This is a genomic window from Nocardioides sp., assembly GCF_044226765.1.
Lineage (GTDB): Bacteria > Actinomycetota > Actinomycetes > Propionibacteriales > Nocardioidaceae > Nocardioides.
The window spans coordinates 103,483-122,912 of sequence record NZ_JBGAGJ010000006.1 but is presented as its reverse complement, the minus strand read 5'-3'; the positions used below and the strand labels follow the sequence as shown (position 1 = coordinate 122,912).

Below are 19,430 nucleotides of genomic sequence, written 5' to 3'. Positions count from 1 at the left end.
GGTCACGACCCTCGACTCAAGCGGTCGCGACCCTCAACTCGACGGGCGCAAACCCTCAACTCGACCGGTCAGGAGAGGTTGAGGATCGTCCCGTCGTCGGCGAGGTCGATCCGCAGCGCCGCGGGGGAGCGGGGCAGGCCGGGCATGGTCATCATGTCGCCGCAGATCACGACGACGAACCCCGCCCCGGCCGCCAGCCGGACCTCGCGGACCCGCAGCTCGTGCCCGGTCGGTGCACCGAGCTGCCGGGGGTCGGTGGAGAAGGAGTACTGCGTCTTGGCGATGCAGACCGGCAGGTCGTGGTAGCCGTCCTTCTCGATGCGGTCCAGCTGCTTGCGCGCCTTGGGGTCCCAGCTCACCGAGCCGGCCCCGTGCACCCGGGTCGCGACGGCCTCCACCTTGTCGGCCAGGGCCAGGTCGTCGGGGTAGGTGAGCGAGAACGACGTCGCAGCCGGGTCGTCCAGCGCGTGCAGCACGCCCTTCGCCAGGTCCTGCGCGCCGACGCCGCCGTCGGTGAAGTGTGTGGCCGGGAACGCGGTCGCCCCGGCCGACGCGACCAGCTCGAGCACGAGGGCGACCTCGGCGTCGGTGTCCCCCGGGAAGCGGTTCACGGCGACGACGCAGGGGATGCCCCACACCTCCTGCACGTTGTGGAGGTGCCGCCGCAGGTTCGCCATCCCCGCCTCGACCGCGGGCAGGTCCTCGCGGCCGAGGTCGGGAACCGCCACGCCACCGTGGTACTTCAGCGCCCGCACCGTCGCCACGACCACGGCCACGTCGGGCCGCAGCCCGGACAGGCGGCACTTGATGTCGACGAACTTCTCGGCGCCGAGGTCGGCGCCGAACCCCGCCTCGGTGACGACGACGTCGGCCAGCCGGAGTGCCGACCGGGTGGCCAGCACCGAGCTGCAGCCGTGCGCGATGTTGGCGAAGGGCCCGCCGTGCACGAACGCCGGCGCGCCCTCCAGGGTCTGGACGAGGTTGGGCGAGAGCGCGTCGCGCAGCAGCACCGCCATCGCCCCGGCGGCGCCGAGGTCGCCGGCGGTCACGGGCGTGCCCGCGCGGGAGTAGCCGACCACGATCGCCGCGAGCCGTCGCTTGAGGTCGGCCCACGACTCGGTGAGGCAGAAGATCGCCATCAGCTCCGAGGCCACCACGATGTCGAAGCCGTCCTCGCGCGGGAAGCCGTTGATCTTGCCGCCGAGCCCGACGACGACCTCGCGCAGCGCCCGGTCGTTGGTGTCGAGCACCCGCTTCCACGTCACCGTGCGCACGTCGATGTCGAGCTCGTTGCCGTGGTGCACGTGGTTGTCGACCAGGGCCGCCAGCAGGTTGTTCGCAGCGGCGAGGGCCGCGAAGTCGCCGGTGAAGTGCAGGTTGATGTCGGTCATCGGCACCACCTGGCTGTAGCCGCCGCCGGCGGCGCCGCCCTTCATCCCGAACACCGGACCCATCGAGGGCTCGCGCAGACAGGCGACCGCGCGGTGACCGAGCCCGTGCAGGGCGTCGGTCAGCCCGATCAGGGTGGTCGTCTTGCCCTCGCCGGCCGGCGTCGGCGACATGGCGGTGACCAGGACGAGCCGGCCGGGCGGGCGGTCGGCGAGCGAGGCCAGGTAGGCCAGGTCGACCTTCGCCTTGTCGTGGCCGTAGGGCACCAGGTGCCGCTCCTCGATGCCGAGGGTCTCGGCCGCCACGTCCCTGATCGGCCGCACCGGTGCGGCCGTCGCGATCTCGATGTCGGACAACACGCTGGGAGGCTAGCCCGGTGGTCCGGACGGGGACGACGGCCAGAAGTCCCGACCTGCCCGGCCGCACCTCACCTGCTCACGTCACGATCCCGACTCGACCGGACCCGGCTGCCGGGGTGGCGCGCCCGCCGCGGGTAGCCTCGAGCGGTGACGACATCCCAGTCGGCCGCCGAGCAGCCCACGGTCGGCGGCTACACCCTGCTGACCCGCCTCGGCGAGGGTGGCATGGGCGTCGTCCACCTGGCCCGTCGGGGGCCGGCCGGCCCGCGGGTCGCGCTCAAGGTGCTGCGGCCGCACATCGTGGGCGACCAGGAGGCGCGGCGACGCCTGGAGCGCGAGGTCGGCTCGCTGCGCCGGATCCGCAGCCAGTGGGTCGCCGAGATCGTCGACGCCGACCCCTGGGCGGAGATCCCGTACGTCGCGACCCGCTACGTGCCCGGCCTCTCCCTGCACGACCTGGTCGTCGAGGAGGGCCCGGTGCAGGGCACCGACCTCTACTGGCTGGCCGGCTGCCTGGCCGAGGGCATCGCGTCGGTCCACTCCGTCGGTGTGCTGCACCGCGACGTGAAGCCGTCCAACGTGCTCATGGAGGGCCGCACGCCGATCCTCATCGACTTCGGCCTGGCCCGGGTGGCCGACGACCCCAAGCTCACCCACACCGGCTGGCTGCTCGGCACGCCGGGCTACCTCGCGCCGGAGATCCTGTACGGCGAGGACGCGACCGCCGCCTCCGACGTGCACTCCTGGGCGGCCACGGTCGCCTACGCCGGCACGGGCCACCCGCCGTTCGGACGGGGCCCGGCGATGGCGATCATGGACCGCGTCCGGCGCGGCCAGTTCGACCTCGACGGGCTGCCCGTCGACCTGCGCCAGGTCGTCGCCGCCGCGCTCGACCCCGAGCCGCGCAACCGGCCGACCCTGGACCAGCTGCTGGCCTGGCTGCGGCCGATGACCACCCGCCGTGGCGAGCGGCCCTCCCCGCCCCCGGCCGCACCGCCCCACGACCCCTACACCGTGCCGCTCGCGCTGGCCTCGCAGGCCGGCGCCGACGACGAGACCGACGTCTGGCCCGGCCACGACGTGCAGGAGCCGCACACGCTGGCCTACACGTCGTACGCACCGGAGCCGCCGCGTGCGTCGGCCGCCGAGCGGTTCCGTCGCGGCGCGCTCCTGGTGGCCGTCGCGGTCGCCGCCGGCGCCGGCGTCGCGGCGTACCCGTGGCTCGCGTCCGCACTCCTGCTCGCCCTCGTGTGGGTGCTCCGCAGCAGCTCGCTGGCCGGGTCGGCGCGGGACCAGCGCCGGGAGTACCGCGGGCGCAAGTGGTACGACGGGATGCAGCTGCTCGTCGCCACGCCGTGGCACCTCGTGCAGTCGATCCCCAGCACGGCGCTGCTCGCGCTGTGGAGCCTCGGGATCGCGGTCGCGGCCGGGCTGGTCTGCTACGCCGTCTCGACCGGCCTGGAGCTGGCGCTGTTCGTGTGCGGAGCGGTGATGGCCGCCTCGCTGTGGCTCGGGCCCGGCGGCTCGCGCGTGCGGGGACCGGTCTCCCGGGTGGTCGACCCGCTCTCGGCGTCGGTCCGCCGCTGGGCGGTGGCGATGCTGGTCGTGCTCGTCGTCGCCGCGCTGTTGGGCCTGCTCGCCGGCTCCGGCGTGGACTGGGCGCCCGCCGGAGGCCGGCCGACGGCGCCCGACCTCCCCTCCTGGCCGGGCTAGCCAGGCGGCGGGTACGACGGCGGCCGGTCCTCCGGCCGGGTGCCCCAGGACGTCGTCGCGTCGGTGGTCGCGACGGCGATCTCGCGCGGCCGCCGGTCGGGGTCCAGGTCGAGCCAGGAGGCGCCGCGGTCGGCGCCGTCCACCCGCAGCGCCGCCACGTGCCGTCCCGACCCGGCGCGCGAGACGCGCAGCGGGGAGCCGCCGCGCGGTCGGACCACGACCCCGTCGAAGGCGGGCACCCCGACCGCGACGGCCCCGGTGCCGGGTGTCAGGGGGTAGAGGCCCAGGGCGGTCCAGACGAACCAGGCGGACATCGCGCCCAGGTCGTCGTTGCCGGGGATGCCGGTCGGTGCGAGCGACCACAGCTCGGCGCGGGCGCGAGCGACGACGTCCTGGGTGCGGGCCGGGTCGCCGAGCCAGTGGTAGACGAAGGGTGAGAGGAACGACGGCTCGTTGCCCAGCCAGGCGTGCGGCTCGCCGCCGGCGTCGAGCTCGGTGAAGAACGCGTCGAGCCGGGCACGGACCCGCTGCGGCGGTCCGAGCGCGGCCAACAGCCCGGCCACGTCCTGGGGGACGCCACCGAACGTGTACTGCAGGGCGTTGCCCTCCTCGAAGCCCGCGCCGCAGGCGAGCGCGTCGGCCTCGGGCGGCGGGAAGGCCCCGGTGCTGTCCCGCGGTTGGAGGAGGGAGCGTGCGGGGTCCAGCAGCGAGCGCCAGGAGCCGCTGCGCCGCAGGTAGCGCGCCGCCACGTCGGTCCGTCCGGCCGCGCGGGCCAGGCAGGAGATCGCGAAGTCATCGGTCGCGTACTCCAGCGTCGTCGACGCACCGAAGCGGACGTCCGGCACCGGCACCCACCCGCGGGACAGGTAGTCCGCCAGCCCCTCGCGCGGGCCGTCCGGCCGGTCACCCTGCTCGACCAGCCGGTCCACGACCGCGTCGAGCGGGAAGGCGCGGGCGCCGAACGCCCACGCCGCGGCCGCGACCGGGGCGGCGGAGTCACCGTTCATGATCCCGGTCTCCGCGGCGACGAGCGGCCAGCGCGGCAACCAGCCACCCTCGACGGCGTCGCGGTGCAGCGACCGCACGACCTGGGAGGCGACGTCGGGACGCAGCAGCGCGAGGAGCGGCACCTCGGTGCGGTAGACGTCCCACCCCGAGACCGAGCTCAGCTGCAGCTCGCCGTCGGGCAGCCGGTGGACCCGGCCGTCGAAGCCCGGGTAGCGGCCGTCGACGTCGCTGACGGGGGTCGGCGCCACGAGCACGTGGTAGAGGGCGGTCCGGAAGACCCGGCGCGCGGTCGCGTCCGAGCCGTCGACCTCGATCCGGCCCAGCTCCGTCTCCCAGGCCGCGTCGGCACGCTCGGCCAGCAGCGGCACCGACCAGCCGGGACGCTCGCGGTCGAGGTTGGCGCGGGCGCCGGCGGCGTCGACGTACGAGACGGCGACCTGGGCGTGCACCAACGGCTCGGGTCCGAAGCCCACCCAGGCCCCACCCGGCCAGCTGCCGTGGGTGGTGAACGGGCGGTCGAAGCGGTAGACGACGTGCACGACGTAGTCGGTCGGGCTGCCGCAGAAGCCGCCGCCATGCGCCCGCACCGTGAGCTCGTGGTCGGAGCTGACGGTGGCTCCGCCGGGCGACCGGACCAGCACGAACGCGTCGTGGCGGTCGGGGTAGGACAGCCGCAGCAGCCCTGCCCGCGTCGTGGCGGCGAGGTCCACCGCGATCCCGTCGCGGAGGGTGACGCCGTAGCGGCCCGGCCGGGCGCGCTCGGTGGACCGGTCGATCACGGCCGTCGCCGTGCCGGGGTCGGCCGGGAGGGCGCCGCAGACCGGAAGCAGCGGGGCGTCACCGAAGGCGTGCCCGCCGGCCCCGGACAGGTGGGTCGGGGAGAAGCCCCGGAGGAAGCGGTCGGTGGCGGCGTACCCCGACGGGTTCACCGATCGCCGCCGCCCGGTCTCGTCGTCGGTCGTGTCCGGGCCGAGCTGGACCATGCCGAAGGGGACCGTGGCCGCCGGCGTCGTCGCGCCGTCGCGCCAGGGGGGCGGACCGCCCGTCCCGACGAACGGGTCGACGTCCTCGGTCGCTCTCCCCACCCGACCACCGTAGGACGTGCGCAGGTCCCAGATCCCGAGATCCGTCGCGGTGCGGTCGGGCCGGTGGCAAGATGGGTCCGTGCTCCACCAGCAGATCGTCATTCCCTAGCGCGTCGCCGCTCCCGCACCGGGATCCCGACGCGCCGACCTCTCGTCCACCGAGAGGTTTTTTTGTGCCCCGACCAGCTTCGCCGACCAGCCCCGACCAGCACCTGTGAGAGAGAACCCGATGGACCTGCACGGCGCGTTCCACGTCTACGACACGACCCTGCGTGACGGGGCCCAGCAGGAGGGCCTGAGCCTGTCGGTGGCCGACAAGCTGGCGATCGCGCGGCAGCTGGACGGGCTCGGCGTGGGCTACATCGAGGGTGGCTGGCCCGGGGCGAACCCCAAGGACACCGAGTTCTTCCGGCGGGCCGTGGACGAGCTCGACCTCCGGCACGCGCGGCTGGCGGCGTTCGGGGCGACCCGCCGGGCCGGCGTCCGGGCGGCCGACGACCCGCTGGTCGCGGCGCTGCGTGACAGCGGGGCGAGCGTGGTGACCCTGGTCGCCAAGTCGCACGACCGGCACGTCGAGCTGGCCCTGCGGACCACGCTGGAGGAGAACCTGGCGATGGTCCGCGACACCGTCAGCCACTTGCGCGCCGAGGGGCAGACGGTGTTCCTGGACGCGGAGCACTTCTTCGACGGCTACCGCGCCAACCGGGACTACGCCCTGGAGGTGCTGCGCACGGCGTACGACGCCGGCGCCGAGGTGGTCGCGCTCTGCGACACCAACGGCGGGATGCTGCCCGGCTGGGTCGCCGACGTCGTCCACGACGTGCGGGAGGCCGCCCAGGTGCGGGTCGGGATCCACTGCCACAACGACACCGGCTGCGCGGTGGCGAACACGCTGGCGGCCGTGGACGCCGGCGCGACCCACGTGCAGGGCACCATCAACGGCTACGGCGAGCGCACCGGCAACGCCGACCTCGTCTCGGTCGTCGCCAACCTGCAGCTCAAGCTGGATCGCCAGGTGCTGCCGCCGGGGCTGCTCGGCGAAGCGACCCGGATCGCGCACGCGGTCGCCGAGGTCACCAACGTCCCGCCGTCGTCGCGCCAGCCCTACGTCGGCGCGTCGGCGTTCACCCACAAGGCCGGCCTGCACGCCAGCGCCATCAAGGTCGACCCCGATCTCTACCAGCACATGGACCCGGCCGGCGTCGGCAACGACATGCGGCTGCTGGTCTCCGACATGGCCGGCCGCGCGTCGATCGAGCTGAAGGGCCGCGAGCTCGGGTTCGACCTGTCCGGCGACCGCGACCTGGTCACCCGGATCACCGACCGGGTCAAGGTGCTCGAGAGCCGCGGGCACACCTTCGAGGCGGCCGACGCGTCCTTCGAGCTGCTCCTCATCGAGGAGGTCGAGGGGGTCCGGCCGACCTACTTCGAGGTCGAGTCCTGGCGGGTGATCACCGAGACCCCGGGCGGCCGCACCGCTGGCGAGGAGGCGGTCTCCGAGGCGACCGTGAAGCTCACGGCCGCCGGCGTCCGCCACGTGGTGACCGGCGAGGGCAACGGGCCGGTCAACGCCCTGGACCACGCGCTGCGGCTCGCGATCGAGCGCGCGTACCCCGAGGTGGCGAAGTTCCAGCTGATCGACTACAAGGTGCGCATCCTCGACCAGGGGCACGGCACCGACGCGATCACCCGGGTGCTCATCGAGACCACCGACGGGGAGTCGTCGTGGGTCACGGTCGGCGTGGGTGCCAACGTCATCGAGGCATCCTGGGGCGCGCTCGTCGACGGGATGACCTTCGGCCTGCACCGGCACGGGCTCTGACCCGCCGGCGCTCCCGGGCCGACCGGCTCAGCGGCGCGTGATCCGCCGGGCCAGGTCGACCCACCCGTCGTACACGCGGTCGACGGGGAAGCCCTCGATCGTCACCTGCTGGTCGAGGATCGGCCCCTCGAACGGCGCGAGCAGGGCGACGGCCAGCATCTGGAGGTCGCCGGTAACGCCGAGCTCGCCGAGCAGGTAGCGCACGTGCATCGCGGCGAACGAGTAGGCCGCGTACGACCGGCCGCCGGCCCACCCGGCCGCCCGGATCAGCTCGGCGTGCCGCAGCGTGGTCTCCAGCCGGGACCGGCCGAAGGCCATCAGCCGGTCCCAGGGGTCGGCGCCGGGCCCGAGCGGAGGCGGCCCGGCCATCACCGAGGCCTGCCACTCGGTCTCGGAGTGGTCGAGCAGAGCGGCCATCAGGCCCTCGCGCGACTCGAAACGCCGGAACACCGTGCCCTTGCCGACGCCGGCCGCGGCGGCCACCGCGTCCATCGTCACGCCGCGGGTGCCGCACCGGTCGACCAGCTCCTGGGCCGCCGCCAGGAGCCGCTCCCGGTTGCGCGCGGCGTCGCGACGCTCCGCGGGGGGAGCGCCGAGCAGCGGCAGTGGGTGTGGCTCGGACATCAGGAGGTCACCCTAATGGGGCTGCACCGGTCGGGTTTCGGCCAGAGTGGTGTCCGAGTCCGCCGGTGGGTGAGCACTGTTCCACCCAGGCCCGGGAGGTCTAGCTCTAGATCGTGCCCCCGCCGGTGACGAGGAGGCGTTGATGGCTGCTGGGATGACGAGCCCCGCTGTGTGCGGTGAGCACTGAACCATTAGGTCGCCTGCGAGCCTCTTCTGGACGATCCGTTCGCGACTGAGGAGAGATCGGGTGCTGTTCCTGGGTGATGACTGGGCCGAGTCCCATCACGACATCGAGCTCCAAGACGAGCGTGGCCGGGTGCTGAAACGGTGTCGGCTGCCCGAGGGGGTGACCGGGCTGGGCCAGCTCCATGCGCTGATCGCCGATCACCTCGCCGACCACGATGAGCCGGAGTCGGTCCTGGTGGGGATCGAGACCGACCGCGGCGGCTGGGTCCACGCGCTGGTCGCGGCCGGCTACACGGTCTATGCGATCAACCCGAAACAGGCCTCCCGCTACCGCGAACGGCTCACCACCTCCGGCGCCAAGAGCGACCCCGGTGACGCGCACGTGCTGGCCCAGATCGTCCGCCTGGACCGTGAGCACCACCGGGTCATCGCCGGGGACAGCGAGCAGGCCGAGGTCGTCAAGACCGTGGCCCGCACCCACCAGACGATGATCTGGACCCGGCAGCGGCAGGCCAACCAGCTGCGCTCGATGCTGCGAGAGTTCTACCCCGCCGCCCTCGAGGCGTTCGGCGAGGACCTGGCCAGCCGCGACGCGCTCGCCGTGCTCGCGGTCGCTGCGACACCGGCCGCTGGGCGGGCACTCTCCACGGCACGGCTGGTCAGTGTGCTGCGCAAGGCCGGAAGACAGCGCAACCTGCAGGCCCGGGCCCAGGAGATCTCCACCGCCCTGCGCGCCGAGCACCTCGGGCTGTCCGACGCGCTCACCGAGGCCTACGGCGTCAGCGTGACCTCGCTGGTGGCGGTACTGACCACGATGGTCGCCCAGGCGGCTGCCCTCGAGGGCGAGGTGGAGCGGTGTTTTGGCCAGCACCCGGACGCTGAGATCATCACCAGCCAGCCCGGCCTCGGTGTGGTCCTCGGTGCCCGGGTGCTTGCCGAGTTCGGTGACGACAAGGACCGCTACGCCGACGCCAAGGCCCGCCGCAACTACGCCGGGACCAGCCCCATCACCAAGACCTCGGGCAAAAGCAAGGTCGTCCTCGCCCGCTACGCCCGTAACAAACGACTGGCCGACGCGCTGCACCAGCAGGCCTTCTCCGCCCTCAGCGCCTCACCTGGCGCACGGGCCTTCTACGACCATCACCGAGCCCGCGGCGCCACCCACCACCAAGCACTCCGCGCCCTGTCCAACCGCCTCGTCGGCATCCTCGACGGCTGCCTACGCAACCAGACGACCTACGACGAGACCACCGCCTGGGCACACCGCCAACCCGCAGCCGCTTGACGCCCTGCACCCCTGGGATATCTAGGGCGGCGCGTGATGCAGCGCTCGCATGTTCTGGACCGGGGCCGGAATGAAAACGGACCATAGTCCGTTTTGCCTCGCATGACCGACAACACCCCCACCACGAGCATCGCCGTCCTGGTCGGCAGCCTGCGCTCCGACTCCGTCAACCGCCGGCTCGCCGAGCTGCTCGCCCAGCGGGCCCCCGAGGGCGTCACCGTCGAGATCGTCGACGGGCTGGGCCAGATCCCGTTCTACAACGAGGACATCGACAACCCACGCGACATCCCGGCCGCCGCGGCCACGCTGCGCGAGCGCGTCGCCGGCGCGGACCGGGTGCTGGCCGTGACCCCGGAGTACAACGGCACCATGCCCGCGGTGCTCAACAACGCGATCGACTGGCTCTCGCGGCCCTACGGTGCCGGCGCGCTGGTCGGCAAGCCGTTCGGCGTCGTCGGCGCCACCCCCACGCCGTACGGCGGCAAGTGGGCCCACGAGGACGCGGCCCGGTCCGCGCGGATCGCCGGGGCGACCGTCGTCGAGGACGTCACCGTCTCGCAGTCGGCCCTCGAGGTCGACGTGCTCACCGACCCCGACGTGCTGGAGCGCCTCACTCGCGCGGTCCGCACGCTGGCCGACCACGACGTGACGACGGTCGCGGCCTGACCCTCGCGTCGCCTACGGTCGGCGCATGGCAGAGCTGCACGACCTGACCGCGTTGGAGCAGGGCGAGCTGGTGCGCCGCCGGGAGGTATCGCCCCGCGAGCTCGCCGAGCACTACCTCGGACGCGCCGACCGGCTGGACACGGTCGGCGCGTTCGTCACGCTCACCCCCGAGCTCGCCCGGGCCCGCGCCGACGCGGTGGGGGCACCCGGTCCCGAGCGCTCCCCGCTCTTCGGGGTCCCGACCGCGATCAAGGACCTCAACCTGACGGCGGGCGTGCGCACCACGTTCGGGTCCGCAGCCTTCGCCGACTTCGTGCCCGACGTCTCCGACAACGTCACGCTCTCGCTCGAGGCGGCCGGGATGGTCAGCCTCGGCAAGACGAGCACGCCGGAGTTCGGGTCGCCCTGCTACACCGAGCCGGACGTCGCCCCGCCCGCGGTGACGCCGTGGGACCGCTCGCGGACGGCCGGTGGCTCCTCCGGTGGCGCGGCAGCCGCGGTCGCCGCCGGCCTGGTGCCCGTCGCCCAGGGCTCCGACGGCGGCGGCTCGATCCGCATCCCGGCGTCCTGCTGCGGGCTCGTGGGCCTCAAGCCCACGCGCGGGCGGATCAGCGGTCACCCGATGTACGGGGACCCGGTGGGTCTCGCGACGGCCGGGCCGATCGCCCGGACCGTGCGCGACGCGGCGGCGATGCTGGACGCGCTCGCCGGTCGTCGGGTGGGGGATCCCTCCTGGGCGCCACCTCCCTCCGAGACGTTCCTGGCTGCCTGCGACCGCGATCCGGGGCGGCTGCGGGTCGCTCGCTTCATCACACCGGTCATCACCGACACCCCGGTCGATGCCGACTGCGTGCAGGCCTGGGAGGACGCCTCCCGCCTGCTGGAGTCCCTCGGCCACGACGTCGTGGACGTCGACGTGCCGTTGCCGCGCGAGGCCGTGTCGACCTTCGAGACCTGCTGGGCGGTGCTGACCGCGCTGTCGGTGGTACCCCCGGAGAAGGAGCACCTGCTCCGCCCCCTCACCCGCTGGCTCGGCGACCGCGGGCGCGCGGTCAGCGGGCCGGAGTTCGGGCTGGCGATCGGAGCGATGCGTCGCTACGCCGCCGGCGCCCTGGAGGTGCTCGCGCCGTACGACGTCGTGCTCACGCCGACGCTCGCGACCCCGCCCCTGCCGGTCGGGGCGATGCGCGACGACGAGCACCCCGAGCGCGACTTCGAGGCACAGAAGGCGTTCACCCCGTGGACCTCGGCGTGGAACGTGACCGGCATGCCTGCCGTCTCGCTCCCGCTGCACTGGACCCCGCAGGGCCTGCCGGTCGGCGTCATGCTCGCCGCTCGTCCCGCCGAGGAGGAGCTGCTGCTCGCCCTCGCCGCCCAGGTCGAGGCCGCCGCCCCGTGGGCGCACCGGCGGCCGCCGGGCTGGTGAGCCGCGCGCGGACCGTCGGCCCACGGGCCCCAGCGGCCCAGCCGTCGCAGCTTCATCACGGTATGCAGGTGAACCGGCACTTCCCCTGGCGTGCCCGCCGTGGGAGGTGCAGGTTCGACGACAGACCATGGTGAACCTGCGGCGACGGCGACCCTCGCCCACTCGCCCGCCGCCGCCCCGGCGGCCCGGACCCCCAGCCGTCGCAGCTTCATCACGGTATGCAGGTGAACCGGCACTTCCCCTGGCGTGCCCGCCGTGGGAGGTGCAGGTTCGACGACAGACCGTGGTGAACCTGCAGCGGCTCGCCGCCCGCGGCCCACCCGCCCGCGGCGCCGCGCCGCGCCGCAGATCCGCACCACGCCTAGGCTGGCTGCATGAGCAGACCGGTGGTCGTCGTCGTCGGAGCAGGTCCGGGGGTGAGCGGATCGGTGGCGCGCCGCTTCGCGCGCGAGGGGTACGACGTCGCGCTGCTCGGGATCGACGAGGAGCAGCTGCTCACGCTCGCCGGTGAGCTGGGCGAGCTCGGTGCGACCGTCGGGCACGCGGTCGCGGACCTGACCGACACCGAGGCGGCGACCGCGGCGGTGCGGCGGTTCGGCGAGCACACCGGGCGCATCGACGTCCTGCACTTCAACCCGAGCGCGTTCCGGGACCGGGACCTGTTGGAGCTGACCGTGCCCGAGCTGCTCGAGGACGTCGCGCTCGGCGTCGGTGGGCTGCTCACCGCGGTGCAGGCGGCGTGGCCGTTCATGTCCGCGGGCGGCCGCATCACGGCCACCGGCAGCATGGCCGCCGACGAGCCGTGGCACCGGGCCGCGACGCTCGGCGTACAGAAGGCCGGCCTGCGCAACCTGGTGCACAGCCTGGACGCCGCGCTGGTCGGTGACGGCATCCGGGCCGTCTCGGTGACGGTGCGCGGCACCCTGGCCCGGGAGGGCGCGTTCACCCCCGACCGGGTGGCCGAGGCGGTCTGGGCGGCCGCCACCCAGGACGAGGGCACCTGGCGCAGCGAGGTGCCGTACGCCGGCTGACCCGGCGTGCCCGGCGTACGGTGACGCCGTGGCCACCGTCGACGACGTGCACGAGCTCGCGCTGGCGATGCCGCACGTCACCGTGGTCCACGGGGAGCGGGCGCGGAACCCGGTTTACCAGGTCGGGGGGAAGTCGTTCGTCTTCTTCCGCACCCCGCGACCCGACGCGTTCGACCCCGAGACGGGGGAGCGCTACGACGACGTGATCGTGCTGTGGTGCTCGGCGGAGGACAAGGAGGCGCTCGTGCAGGACGAGGCGTCGCCGTTCTTCACCACGCCCCACTTCGACGGCCACCCCTCGGTGCTGGTGCGGGCGAGCCGCCTCGGCGAGGTCTCCCGCGAGGAGCTGGCCGAGATCGTCCAGGACGCCTGGCTCTCGCGTGCCTCCGCGGCCCGCTGCCGAGCCTGGCTCGCGCAGCGCGGCGACTAGTCGAGCAACCGGGCCGAGGTCAGTCGTCGCCGATCCCGCGGGCCTGGAGCGCGTCGCCGGTCTCGTGGGCGCGGGCGACGACGCGGATGACGAATGGCGTCAGGTAGGCGCGGGGATGCCGCAGCCCGCGGGCGCGGGCGGCCTCGCGGGTCTCGATGGCGAGGGCGACGGTGCCGGGCAGCGACTGGATGGCCAGGCCGATCGTGAGCGCGACGCGGTCCGGGTCGACGCCCACGCGGCGCAGCGGCGTGATCCAGCGGATGAACGCGTCGAGCATGTCGTTGACCTGGGTGGTGGTCGTGACCACGATCGCGGCCAGCGCGAGGGTCACCAGGTCGACGAGCGTCTCGGTCGCCTTCGCCGGGCCGTAGAGCAGCCACTGCAGCGCGGCGAACACCGCGGCGAAGAGCACCACGGAGCGCAACGAGCGCGCGAGGAGCCGCAGGTCGATGCGGGCGACCAGAGCGGCCAGCACGGCCACGGCCAGGAACCCGAACGCCGCCGGCATGCTGCGGACCAGGACCACTGCCAGGCTGAAGACCGACAGGCCGGCGATCTTCAGCCCGACCGGCGCCCGGTGGAGCAGCGACCGGCCGGGCTGGTAGGTGCCGAAGAGGTAGCCGGGGTTCACGGCGCGACCGTCCCCAGGTAGTCGGCCACGGCCTCCTCGGCGGGCCCGTCGAAGCGGACGCGGGCCCGCTCGACCACGAGCACGCGGTCGCAGCGGCGGGCCAGGTCGAGGTCGTGCGTCACGAGGACGAGCTGCTGCGGGAGCCCGAGGAGGACGTCGCCGACCCGCCGGGTGTTGGCCAGGTCGAGCAGGGTGGTGGGCTCGTCGGCCACCAGGATCGCCGGCTCGGTCGCCAGCACCCCGGCGAGCGCGAGCAGCTGTCGCTGGCCGCCCGAGAGGCTGTGCACGCTCAGCTCCGCCTGGGCGGCCAGGCCGTAGCGGTCGAGGACCTCCAGGGCCCGGCGCCGCCGCTCCTTGGCGTCCTTGACCGAGCGCCGCAGGGACAGCTCGACGTCCTCGACGCAGGTCGGCATCACCAGCTGGGCCGACGGGTCGGTGAAGCAGAAGCCCACCCGTCGGCGTACGGCGGCGCCGTCGCGCGCCACGTCGACCCCGTCGACCAGCACCCGACCCGCGGTCGGCGTGACCAGTCCGTTGACGAGCCGGGCGAGGGTCGACTTGCCCGATCCGTTCGCGCCGATCAGCCCGATCCGCTGCTCGGTGAGGGACAGCGTCGTCGGCTCGAGGATGGTGTGCTCACCGCCCGTGACCGGGACCGTGACCGCCGCGTGGTCGAGCTCGATCAGGGGCACAGGAGCAGTGTGGCCTAGCGGCCGAGCAGGCGCGGGAACGCCCGGTGCACCTCGGCGGCGACGACCGCCACGACCAGCGACTTCACGATGTCGCCGATCCAGAACGGCGCGTCGAAGGTGAACGCCTGCTTCCAGGTGACGTCGAAGTAGATCTTCATCCCGACCACGCCGCAGACGTGGTTGAGGACGGTGCCGGCCATCGCGGCGAGGAAGACCCACAGGGCGCGGGTGCGGTGCTCGGGAAAGACGTACTGGACCAGGAAGCCCGCCAGCGCCGCGGCGAACGGGAACGAGATCAGGTAGCCGGCCGACGCGCCGGTGAACACCGAGAGCCCGGCCGAGTGACCGGCGAAGACCGGCAGGCCGATCGCCCCGAGCAGCAGGTAGAGGCTGACGGCGAGGAAGCCGCGGGTCATCCCGAGCACGCAACCGGCGAGCAGCACGCCGAAGGTCTGCAGGGTGATCTCGACGTTGCCGCCACCGGCCGGGATGCCCCCGACGACGGCGCAGGCGGCGATCAGCGCGGCGAAGGCGGCGATCAGGGCCAGGTCGGTCGAGGTCGAGCGCCGGCGCGGGGCGTCGGTCGCAGGGCTGGGGGTGGGGGCGGTCTCGGCCATGGCCATGCTCGGTTCCTTCGGGTGCGGCTGGTCTCGGGTCATGCAGGGGGAGGAGCCACCTGAACGCTGGTCAGGTGAACGGCGTTCAGGTTAGGGTCAGGGCCCGCACGGGTCAACGGTGACCGGTGGGTAGGGAGGGTGTGAGGTGCGTTACCGCCGCGAGGACGTGGTCGACCGGGCGCTCGGCGTCCTGGACGCCTACGGCCTGGCCGACCTCACCATGCGCCGCCTCGGCGCCGAGCTCGGGGTGCAGCCCAGCGCGCTCTACCACCACTTCGCGACCAAGCAGCTGCTGCTCGCCGCCGTCGCCGACGAGATCCTGGCCCGGGGACCGCACACCTCGCGGCCGGACCGCTGGGACGACGCCGTCGCGCTCGCCTGCCGCGACCTGCGCGACGCGGTGCTCGCCTACCGCGACGGGGCCGAGGTGGTCGCGACCTCCTCCGCCTTCGGGCTCGGCGCGGCCGCGCCGTACGACGACCTGGTCGGTGCGCTCGCGGCGGCCGGCCTCGACGCGGACCTGGTGCCCGTGGCCGCGCGGACGCTCCTGCACTTCGTGCTCGGCCACGCCACCGACGAGCAGACCCACCTGCAGGCCGGCAGCGCCGGCGCGATCGAGGACGACCCCCGGCCGGACTCCGACTTCGCCGCCGGGCTCGGCCTGGTCCTCGACGGGATCCGGCTCCGCGCCCAGGATCGATCAGGAATCGAGAAGCGTCCGACCCGACCCGGTGCCTAGCGTCGTCGGCATGACGACACCGACCGACAAGACCGGCCAGCACACCGGATTCACCGCCGCCGAGCGGGCCGCCATGAAGGAGCGGGCGGCCGAGCTCAAGGCGGAGGGCCGCAAGGGCGCCAGGAAGGCCGACGACCTCGAGGCCCTGCTGGCCAAGGTCGCGGAGATGCCCGACGCCGAGCGGGTGATGGCCGAGCGGGTCCACGCCATCGTCACCCGGGTCGCTCCGCAGCTCGACCCGAAGACCTGGTACGGGATGCCCGCGTGGGCGCGCGACGGCAAGGTCGTGTGCTTCTTCAAGCCCGGCTCGAAGTTCGGTGCCCGCTACTCCAACCTCGGCTTCAACGACCCGGCCCACCTCGACGACGGCGACATGTGGCCGACCGAGTACGCCCTGCTGCGGATCGGTGCTGACGAGACCGCCAGGATCGAGGAGCTGGTCGCCCGGGCGGCGGGCTGAGGGCGCTGCGGGTCCACGCCGACCCATCCGCGGCCCCTCAGCCGACGTCCACGACGGCGCCGTGCTGCTCGGCGAGCAGCACGGCGCCGTCGAGGTCCAGCGCGGTGCGGTCGAGACGGGCCGAGGCGAGGTCGACCCCGTCGAGCCGGGCGCCGCGCAGGTCGGCCCCGTCCAGCACCGCCTCGCGCAGCGTCGCGCCGGTCAGGTCGCTGCCGCGCAGCGAGGTGCCCCGCAGGTCGGCGAGCGAGAGGTCGGCGTCGCGCAGGTCGACGCCGTCCAGCTCGAGCCCGGACAGGTCGGCGCCGCGCAGGCCGACGCCGCGCCACACCCCGCCGCGCACGGCCAGCGGCCGCAGCGTGCACTCGGAGAACGTCGAGCCGGTGAGCTTGCAGCCGTCGAGCATCGCGTCGAAGAAGCTGCACCGCCGGAAGTCGCACGAGACGAACGCCGACGCCACGTGCGTCGACACGTTGAACCGGCAGGTGTGGAAGGTGCACCGCTCGAAGACGGCGCCGCGGGTGATCGCCTCGGTGAGGTCGACGTCGGTGAAGGTGACGTCCGCGTACGCCGCCGCGCCGAGCTCCTCGCCGTACCAGTCCAGGTCGCGCAGCTCCCGCACGTCAGACATCGACGGTCCCGCCGCTGCGCCAGTACACGCCGTCCTCTCGGCTGAGGAACCCGTTCTCGACCAGGTAGCGGCGTAGCGCCGCGCAGTCGGGATGGACCCGCCGCAGCACCAGGTTGACCTCCGACTCGTCGTAGCGCGCTCCGGGCTCGAAGGACTGGGCGAGCCGATCGAGGACCACGAGCAGCTTCGCGTGCCTGCTGGGGATGGTGTGCAGCGTGCCGTCCTCGGCGAAGAACGCGCGCAGCACCTGTTCGTCGCTCCGCGACCCGCTCATGCCGGCCCCGCCGGCGTCAGGTGCATCAGCGTCCGCGGCGACACGGCCGTCGACAGGTCACCGCCGAGAGCACGGCGCTCCAGGTGCAGGTGGCACCCGTCGGGTGCCCCCCGGTCGTTGGCCCGGGCGAACAGGGTGCCCCGGGGGACCACCTCGCCCTCCTGCACGTAGACGCGCCGGGTGTGCCCGACCACCAGGTCGAGGTGGTGGCGCCGGCTGCGCAGCAGCACCGGGTTGTCGCCGTACGCCGGCCCGAGGGTCGCGTTCGACACGACCCGCAGCCGCAGGCCCGCGTAGAGCGGCGTGCCGCAGCGCATCGCGACGTCGATCCCCTGGTGGAAGCCGTGCCCGTGCGCGCAGCGGGGGTCGGGGCTGTAGTAGGGGGCCCGGGTGCAGCCGAAGGGCACCATGATCCGGTGCGCGCCGGCGAACCACGGGGACGAGTAGCGGGTGGTGTCGTGGGTGTAGAAGACCCACCGCGGGTCGCCTGCCCGGGCCGGCCCGGTGAGGGCCGGGACCAGGACCGCCGCGAGGAGGAGACCCGCCAGGACCGCGCCGAGACGTCGCATGCCCGCCAACCTAGGCCGTCCCGCCGGCACCGAGGCTGAACTCGCCCGGGGCGAGGCTGCGCAGGACGCAGAGCTCGTTGCCCTCGGGATCGGCCATCACCACCCACGACACCTCGCCCTGGCCCACGTCCACGCGCCGGGCACCGAGGCCCTCGAGACGCGCGACCTCCTCGGCCTGCGTGCAGTCGACGGGGGAGAGGTCGAGGTGCAGGCGGTTCTTCACCGTCTTGCCCTCCGGCACCCGGGCGAACACCAGCGACCCGGCGACCGGTGCCCGGCGGATCGCCTCGAGCAGCTCGGCGTCGTCACGCCCGGGTGGTCCGATCTCGACCAGGTCGTCGTCGGCGTGGAGGACGGTGTAGTCGAGGGCGGCGCACCAGAAGGCGGCCAGGGCCGCAGGGTCGGCGCAGTCGACGGAGGTCTCGGTCAGTCGGGAGGTCACCCGACCAGTCGACCACCGGAGACGGCTCGCGCGCGACGGGATTGCCGCGCCTCCTCGCGCAGCTCGTGCAGCTCCACCTCGAGGTCGGGGTCGACGAGCATCAGCCAGACCACGCCGCAGGACCCGGGCCCGCTGGCCCCCGGCGCACACTGCGTGCACGGGTCACCCGGACGGACCGGGCAGAGCTCTGTGGTGAGCGTCACACCCGCAGGTTAGCGGGTGGTGGCGGCCTTCTGCTCGCGCCGCAGCTCGGCGAGCCGCTCGCGCAGGTCCGGGTCGTTCATGACCAGCCACACCAGGCCGCAGTCCTCCGGGCCGGTCACGCCGGGCTCGCAGAGCGTGCAGGGCTCGCCCACCCGGATCGGGCACCGGGGGACCGGCTGGTGCTGGACGGCTGCGCTCACACCCCGACGCTAGGCCGGGTGCTCCGTGTCTCGTAGGGCCGAACGTCACCGGCGGCCAGCAGCCGGTCGCACTCCTCCGCCAGCCGCCGGCGCAGGGGCGCGGCGCGGCGGCTGAAGTCCTCCTGGGCCGCGGCGTACTCCGCCTTGCCGGCGGCGGTCTCGACCCGCACCGGCGGGTAGCCCAGCTCGTCCAGGTCGTACGGCGACGCGCGCATGTCGAGCTCGCGGATCTCCCACGCCAGCTCGAAGCAGTCGGCCACCAGGTCCGAGCACACCATCGGGCTGAGGCGGAAGGCGTGCTTGTAGAGGTCCATGCCGGCGTGCAGGCAGCCGGGCTGCTCGAACTCGGCGCGGTCGTGCGGACCGGGGTGCAGCGTGTTGCGGGGCTCCGCGGCGGGGGTGAAGAAGCGGTAGGCGTCGAAGTGCGAGCAGGCGATCCGGTGGGACTCCACGACCGCGTCGGTGCCGGCTGGGCCGAGCCGCAGCGGTCGGGGGTGCCGGGCCCGCCCCTCCGGCAGCCGGTAGACCATCGCCCACTCGTGCATGCCGAAGCACCCGAGGTGCGCCGGCCGCGCGGCGGTCGCCCGCAGCAGCCGGCCGAGGGCGACCAGCAGCGGTCGCTGCGAGGCGACGTACGACGGGGTCACGCCCACCGCGCCGCCGACCTCCTCGTAGGCCTTCAGCCGGGCGTGCTCGGCCGCGTCGGCGAGCGCGACGCCGTAACCGGGGTGCCAGCGGCGCAGCTGGGCCGGGCGGTGGGAGTAGTAGCCGAAGAGGAAGTCGTGCACGGGGTGGGCCACCCCCGCCTCGCGCCGCGCCAGGTGCGGCCGGAGGTAGGGGTCGAGCCGCCGCGCGTGCGCGTCGGCACGCGCCTGCCACGACTCCCGGTCCAGCACCCGCACACCAACAGCGTAGATATCGAGCGGACGGGCCGACCGGCGGGTTAGTTT

At 73.9% G+C, this 19,430-nt stretch carries 22 protein-coding genes; 9 read left to right on the top strand and 13 right to left on the bottom strand.

Going from position 1 to position 19,430, the window contains the following annotated elements:
• Positions 1-68: 68 nt before the first annotated feature.
• Positions 69-1,748, bottom strand: coding sequence for a formate--tetrahydrofolate ligase (locus tag ACILRH_RS14250; RefSeq protein WP_395694322.1), 1,680 nt, complete (start codon positions 1,746-1,748; stop codon positions 69-71).
• Positions 1,749-1,895: 147 nt separating this feature from the next.
• On the opposite strand from ACILRH_RS14250, the gene ACILRH_RS14245 reads away from it, so the two are divergent.
• Complete coding sequence (locus tag ACILRH_RS14245; RefSeq protein WP_395694321.1) at positions 1,896-3,461, top strand: serine/threonine-protein kinase; 1,566 nt, start codon at positions 1,896-1,898, stop codon at positions 3,459-3,461.
• Here ACILRH_RS14245 and ACILRH_RS14240 read toward each other — a convergent pair.
• On the bottom strand, positions 3,458-5,554 hold the full coding sequence (locus tag ACILRH_RS14240) for a GH92 family glycosyl hydrolase (RefSeq protein ID WP_395694319.1): 2,097 nt from the start codon (positions 5,552-5,554) through the stop codon (positions 3,458-3,460). The genes ACILRH_RS14245 and ACILRH_RS14240 overlap by 4 nt on opposite strands.
• 229 nt (positions 5,555-5,783) lie before the next feature.
• Here ACILRH_RS14240 and cimA point away from each other — a divergent pair, with 229 nt between their 5' ends.
• On the top strand, positions 5,784-7,376 hold the full coding sequence (cimA, locus tag ACILRH_RS14235) for a citramalate synthase (protein WP_395694317.1): 1,593 nt from the start codon (positions 5,784-5,786) through the stop codon (positions 7,374-7,376).
• A 27-nt stretch (positions 7,377-7,403) separates the two neighbouring features.
• Here cimA and ACILRH_RS14230 read toward each other — a convergent pair whose 3' ends face one another.
• Complete coding sequence (locus tag ACILRH_RS14230) at positions 7,404-8,000, bottom strand: TetR/AcrR family transcriptional regulator (protein ID WP_395694315.1); 597 nt, start codon at positions 7,998-8,000, stop codon at positions 7,404-7,406.
• 247 nt (positions 8,001-8,247) lie between these two features.
• Here ACILRH_RS14230 and ACILRH_RS14225 point away from each other — a divergent pair, with 247 nt between their 5' ends.
• The 5 genes from ACILRH_RS14225 to ACILRH_RS14205 all read left to right on the top strand — a co-directional run bounded on the left by ACILRH_RS14225 (position 8,248) and on the right by ACILRH_RS14205 (position 13,024).
• A complete protein-coding gene (locus ACILRH_RS14225) occupies positions 8,248-9,471 on the top strand; it encodes an IS110 family transposase (RefSeq protein ID WP_395692498.1) in 1,224 nt (407 codons plus the stop codon).
• Positions 9,472-9,573: 102 nt separating this feature from the next.
• The gene (locus ACILRH_RS14220) at positions 9,574-10,137 is read left to right on the top strand and encodes an NAD(P)H-dependent oxidoreductase (protein WP_395694313.1); all 564 of its coding nucleotides are present in this window, start codon (positions 9,574-9,576) and stop codon (positions 10,135-10,137) included.
• Positions 10,138-10,162: 25 nt separating this feature from the next.
• Positions 10,163-11,563 (top strand): amidase, encoded by a 1,401-nt coding sequence (locus tag ACILRH_RS14215; RefSeq protein ID WP_395694311.1) that lies wholly within the window; start codon positions 10,163-10,165, stop codon positions 11,561-11,563.
• A gap of 374 nt (positions 11,564-11,937) precedes the next feature.
• Positions 11,938-12,594: an SDR family oxidoreductase gene (locus ACILRH_RS14210; protein WP_395694309.1), complete on the top strand. Its 657-nt coding sequence runs from the start codon at positions 11,938-11,940 to the stop codon at positions 12,592-12,594.
• A gap of 28 nt (positions 12,595-12,622) precedes the next feature.
• The gene (locus ACILRH_RS14205) at positions 12,623-13,024 is read left to right on the top strand and encodes an MmcQ/YjbR family DNA-binding protein (RefSeq protein WP_395694307.1); all 402 of its coding nucleotides are present in this window, start codon (positions 12,623-12,625) and stop codon (positions 13,022-13,024) included.
• 19 nt (positions 13,025-13,043) lie between these two features.
• On the opposite strand, the gene ACILRH_RS14200 is transcribed toward ACILRH_RS14205, so the two are convergent.
• Genes ACILRH_RS14200 through ACILRH_RS14190 form a run of 3 tightly spaced genes read right to left on the bottom strand, consistent with a single transcriptional unit; the run spans position 13,044 to position 14,970 of the window.
• The gene (locus ACILRH_RS14200; RefSeq protein WP_395694305.1) at positions 13,044-13,655 is read right to left on the bottom strand and encodes an energy-coupling factor transporter transmembrane component T family protein; all 612 of its coding nucleotides are present in this window, start codon (positions 13,653-13,655) and stop codon (positions 13,044-13,046) included.
• Complete coding sequence (locus tag ACILRH_RS14195) at positions 13,652-14,341, bottom strand: energy-coupling factor ABC transporter ATP-binding protein (protein ID WP_395694547.1); 690 nt, start codon at positions 14,339-14,341, stop codon at positions 13,652-13,654. Before ACILRH_RS14195 ends, ACILRH_RS14200 begins: the two co-directional genes overlap by 4 nt.
• Positions 14,342-14,361: 20 nt before the next feature.
• A complete protein-coding gene (locus tag ACILRH_RS14190) occupies positions 14,362-14,970 on the bottom strand; it encodes a biotin transporter BioY (protein WP_395694303.1) in 609 nt (202 codons plus the stop codon).
• A 139-nt stretch (positions 14,971-15,109) separates the two neighbouring features.
• Between ACILRH_RS14190 and ACILRH_RS14185 the strand changes: the two genes are divergently transcribed.
• Positions 15,110-15,703, top strand: a complete 594-nt coding sequence (locus tag ACILRH_RS14185; protein WP_395694301.1) for a TetR/AcrR family transcriptional regulator C-terminal domain-containing protein — start codon at positions 15,110-15,112, stop codon at positions 15,701-15,703.
• 10 nt (positions 15,704-15,713) lie between these two features.
• The gene (locus ACILRH_RS14180) at positions 15,714-16,163 is read left to right on the top strand and encodes an iron chaperone (RefSeq protein WP_395694300.1); all 450 of its coding nucleotides are present in this window, start codon (positions 15,714-15,716) and stop codon (positions 16,161-16,163) included.
• Positions 16,164-16,200: 37 nt separating this feature from the next.
• Here ACILRH_RS14180 and ACILRH_RS14175 read toward each other — a convergent pair whose 3' ends face one another.
• Genes ACILRH_RS14175 through ACILRH_RS14145 form a run of 7 tightly spaced genes read right to left on the bottom strand, consistent with a single transcriptional unit; the run spans position 16,201 to position 19,382 of the window.
• Entirely contained in the window at positions 16,201-16,791 is a 591-nt protein-coding gene (locus ACILRH_RS14175; protein ID WP_395694298.1) for a pentapeptide repeat-containing protein, read from the bottom strand.
• Positions 16,784-17,065, bottom strand: a complete 282-nt coding sequence (locus ACILRH_RS14170; protein ID WP_395694297.1) for a DUF2087 domain-containing protein — start codon at positions 17,063-17,065, stop codon at positions 16,784-16,786. The genes ACILRH_RS14175 and ACILRH_RS14170 overlap by 8 nt, the downstream gene beginning before the upstream one ends.
• Complete coding sequence (locus ACILRH_RS14165; protein WP_395694295.1) at positions 17,062-17,634, bottom strand: M23 family metallopeptidase; 573 nt, start codon at positions 17,632-17,634, stop codon at positions 17,062-17,064. Before ACILRH_RS14165 ends, ACILRH_RS14170 begins: the two co-directional genes overlap by 4 nt.
• 10 nt (positions 17,635-17,644) lie before the next feature.
• The gene (locus ACILRH_RS14160; RefSeq protein ID WP_395694294.1) at positions 17,645-18,076 is read right to left on the bottom strand and encodes a VOC family protein; all 432 of its coding nucleotides are present in this window, start codon (positions 18,074-18,076) and stop codon (positions 17,645-17,647) included.
• Positions 18,073-18,279 carry a DUF6767 domain-containing protein gene (locus ACILRH_RS14155; RefSeq protein WP_395694292.1) on the bottom strand — a complete coding sequence of 69 codons (207 nt, stop codon included), beginning with the start codon at positions 18,277-18,279 and terminating at the stop codon, positions 18,073-18,075. The genes ACILRH_RS14160 and ACILRH_RS14155 overlap by 4 nt, the downstream gene beginning before the upstream one ends.
• Positions 18,280-18,288: 9 nt before the next feature.
• Positions 18,289-18,480 carry a DUF6767 domain-containing protein gene (locus ACILRH_RS14150; RefSeq protein WP_395694290.1) on the bottom strand — a complete coding sequence of 64 codons (192 nt, stop codon included), beginning with the start codon at positions 18,478-18,480 and terminating at the stop codon, positions 18,289-18,291.
• A complete protein-coding gene (locus ACILRH_RS14145) occupies positions 18,477-19,382 on the bottom strand; it encodes a 3-methyladenine DNA glycosylase (protein WP_395694288.1) in 906 nt (301 codons plus the stop codon). Before ACILRH_RS14145 ends, ACILRH_RS14150 begins: the two co-directional genes overlap by 4 nt.
• Between the last annotated feature and the right edge of the window lie 48 nt (positions 19,383-19,430).

Excerpts from the sequence above, each read along its gene's own strand:
- ACILRH_RS14190 (WP_395694303.1), bottom strand. The coding sequence starts at position 14,970 with ATGGCCATGGCCGAGACCGCCCCCACCCCCAGCCCTGCGACCGACGCC.
- ACILRH_RS14170 (WP_395694297.1), bottom strand. The coding sequence starts at position 17,065 with ATGAGCGGGTCGCGGAGCGACGAACAGGTGCTGCGCGCGTTCTTCGCC.
- ACILRH_RS14230 (WP_395694315.1), bottom strand. The coding sequence starts at position 8,000 with ATGTCCGAGCCACACCCACTGCCGCTGCTCGGCGCTCCCCCCGCGGAG.
- ACILRH_RS14175 (WP_395694298.1), bottom strand. The coding sequence starts at position 16,791 with ATGTCTGACGTGCGGGAGCTGCGCGACCTGGACTGGTACGGCGAGGAG.
- ACILRH_RS14165 (WP_395694295.1), bottom strand. The coding sequence starts at position 17,634 with ATGCGACGTCTCGGCGCGGTCCTGGCGGGTCTCCTCCTCGCGGCGGTC.
- ACILRH_RS14210 (WP_395694309.1), top strand. The coding sequence starts at position 11,938 with ATGAGCAGACCGGTGGTCGTCGTCGTCGGAGCAGGTCCGGGGGTGAGC.
- ACILRH_RS14220 (WP_395694313.1), top strand. The coding sequence starts at position 9,574 with ATGACCGACAACACCCCCACCACGAGCATCGCCGTCCTGGTCGGCAGC.
- ACILRH_RS14180 (WP_395694300.1), top strand. The coding sequence starts at position 15,714 with ATGACGACACCGACCGACAAGACCGGCCAGCACACCGGATTCACCGCC.
- ACILRH_RS14215 (WP_395694311.1), top strand. The coding sequence starts at position 10,163 with ATGGCAGAGCTGCACGACCTGACCGCGTTGGAGCAGGGCGAGCTGGTG.
- cimA (WP_395694317.1), top strand. The coding sequence starts at position 5,784 with ATGGACCTGCACGGCGCGTTCCACGTCTACGACACGACCCTGCGTGAC.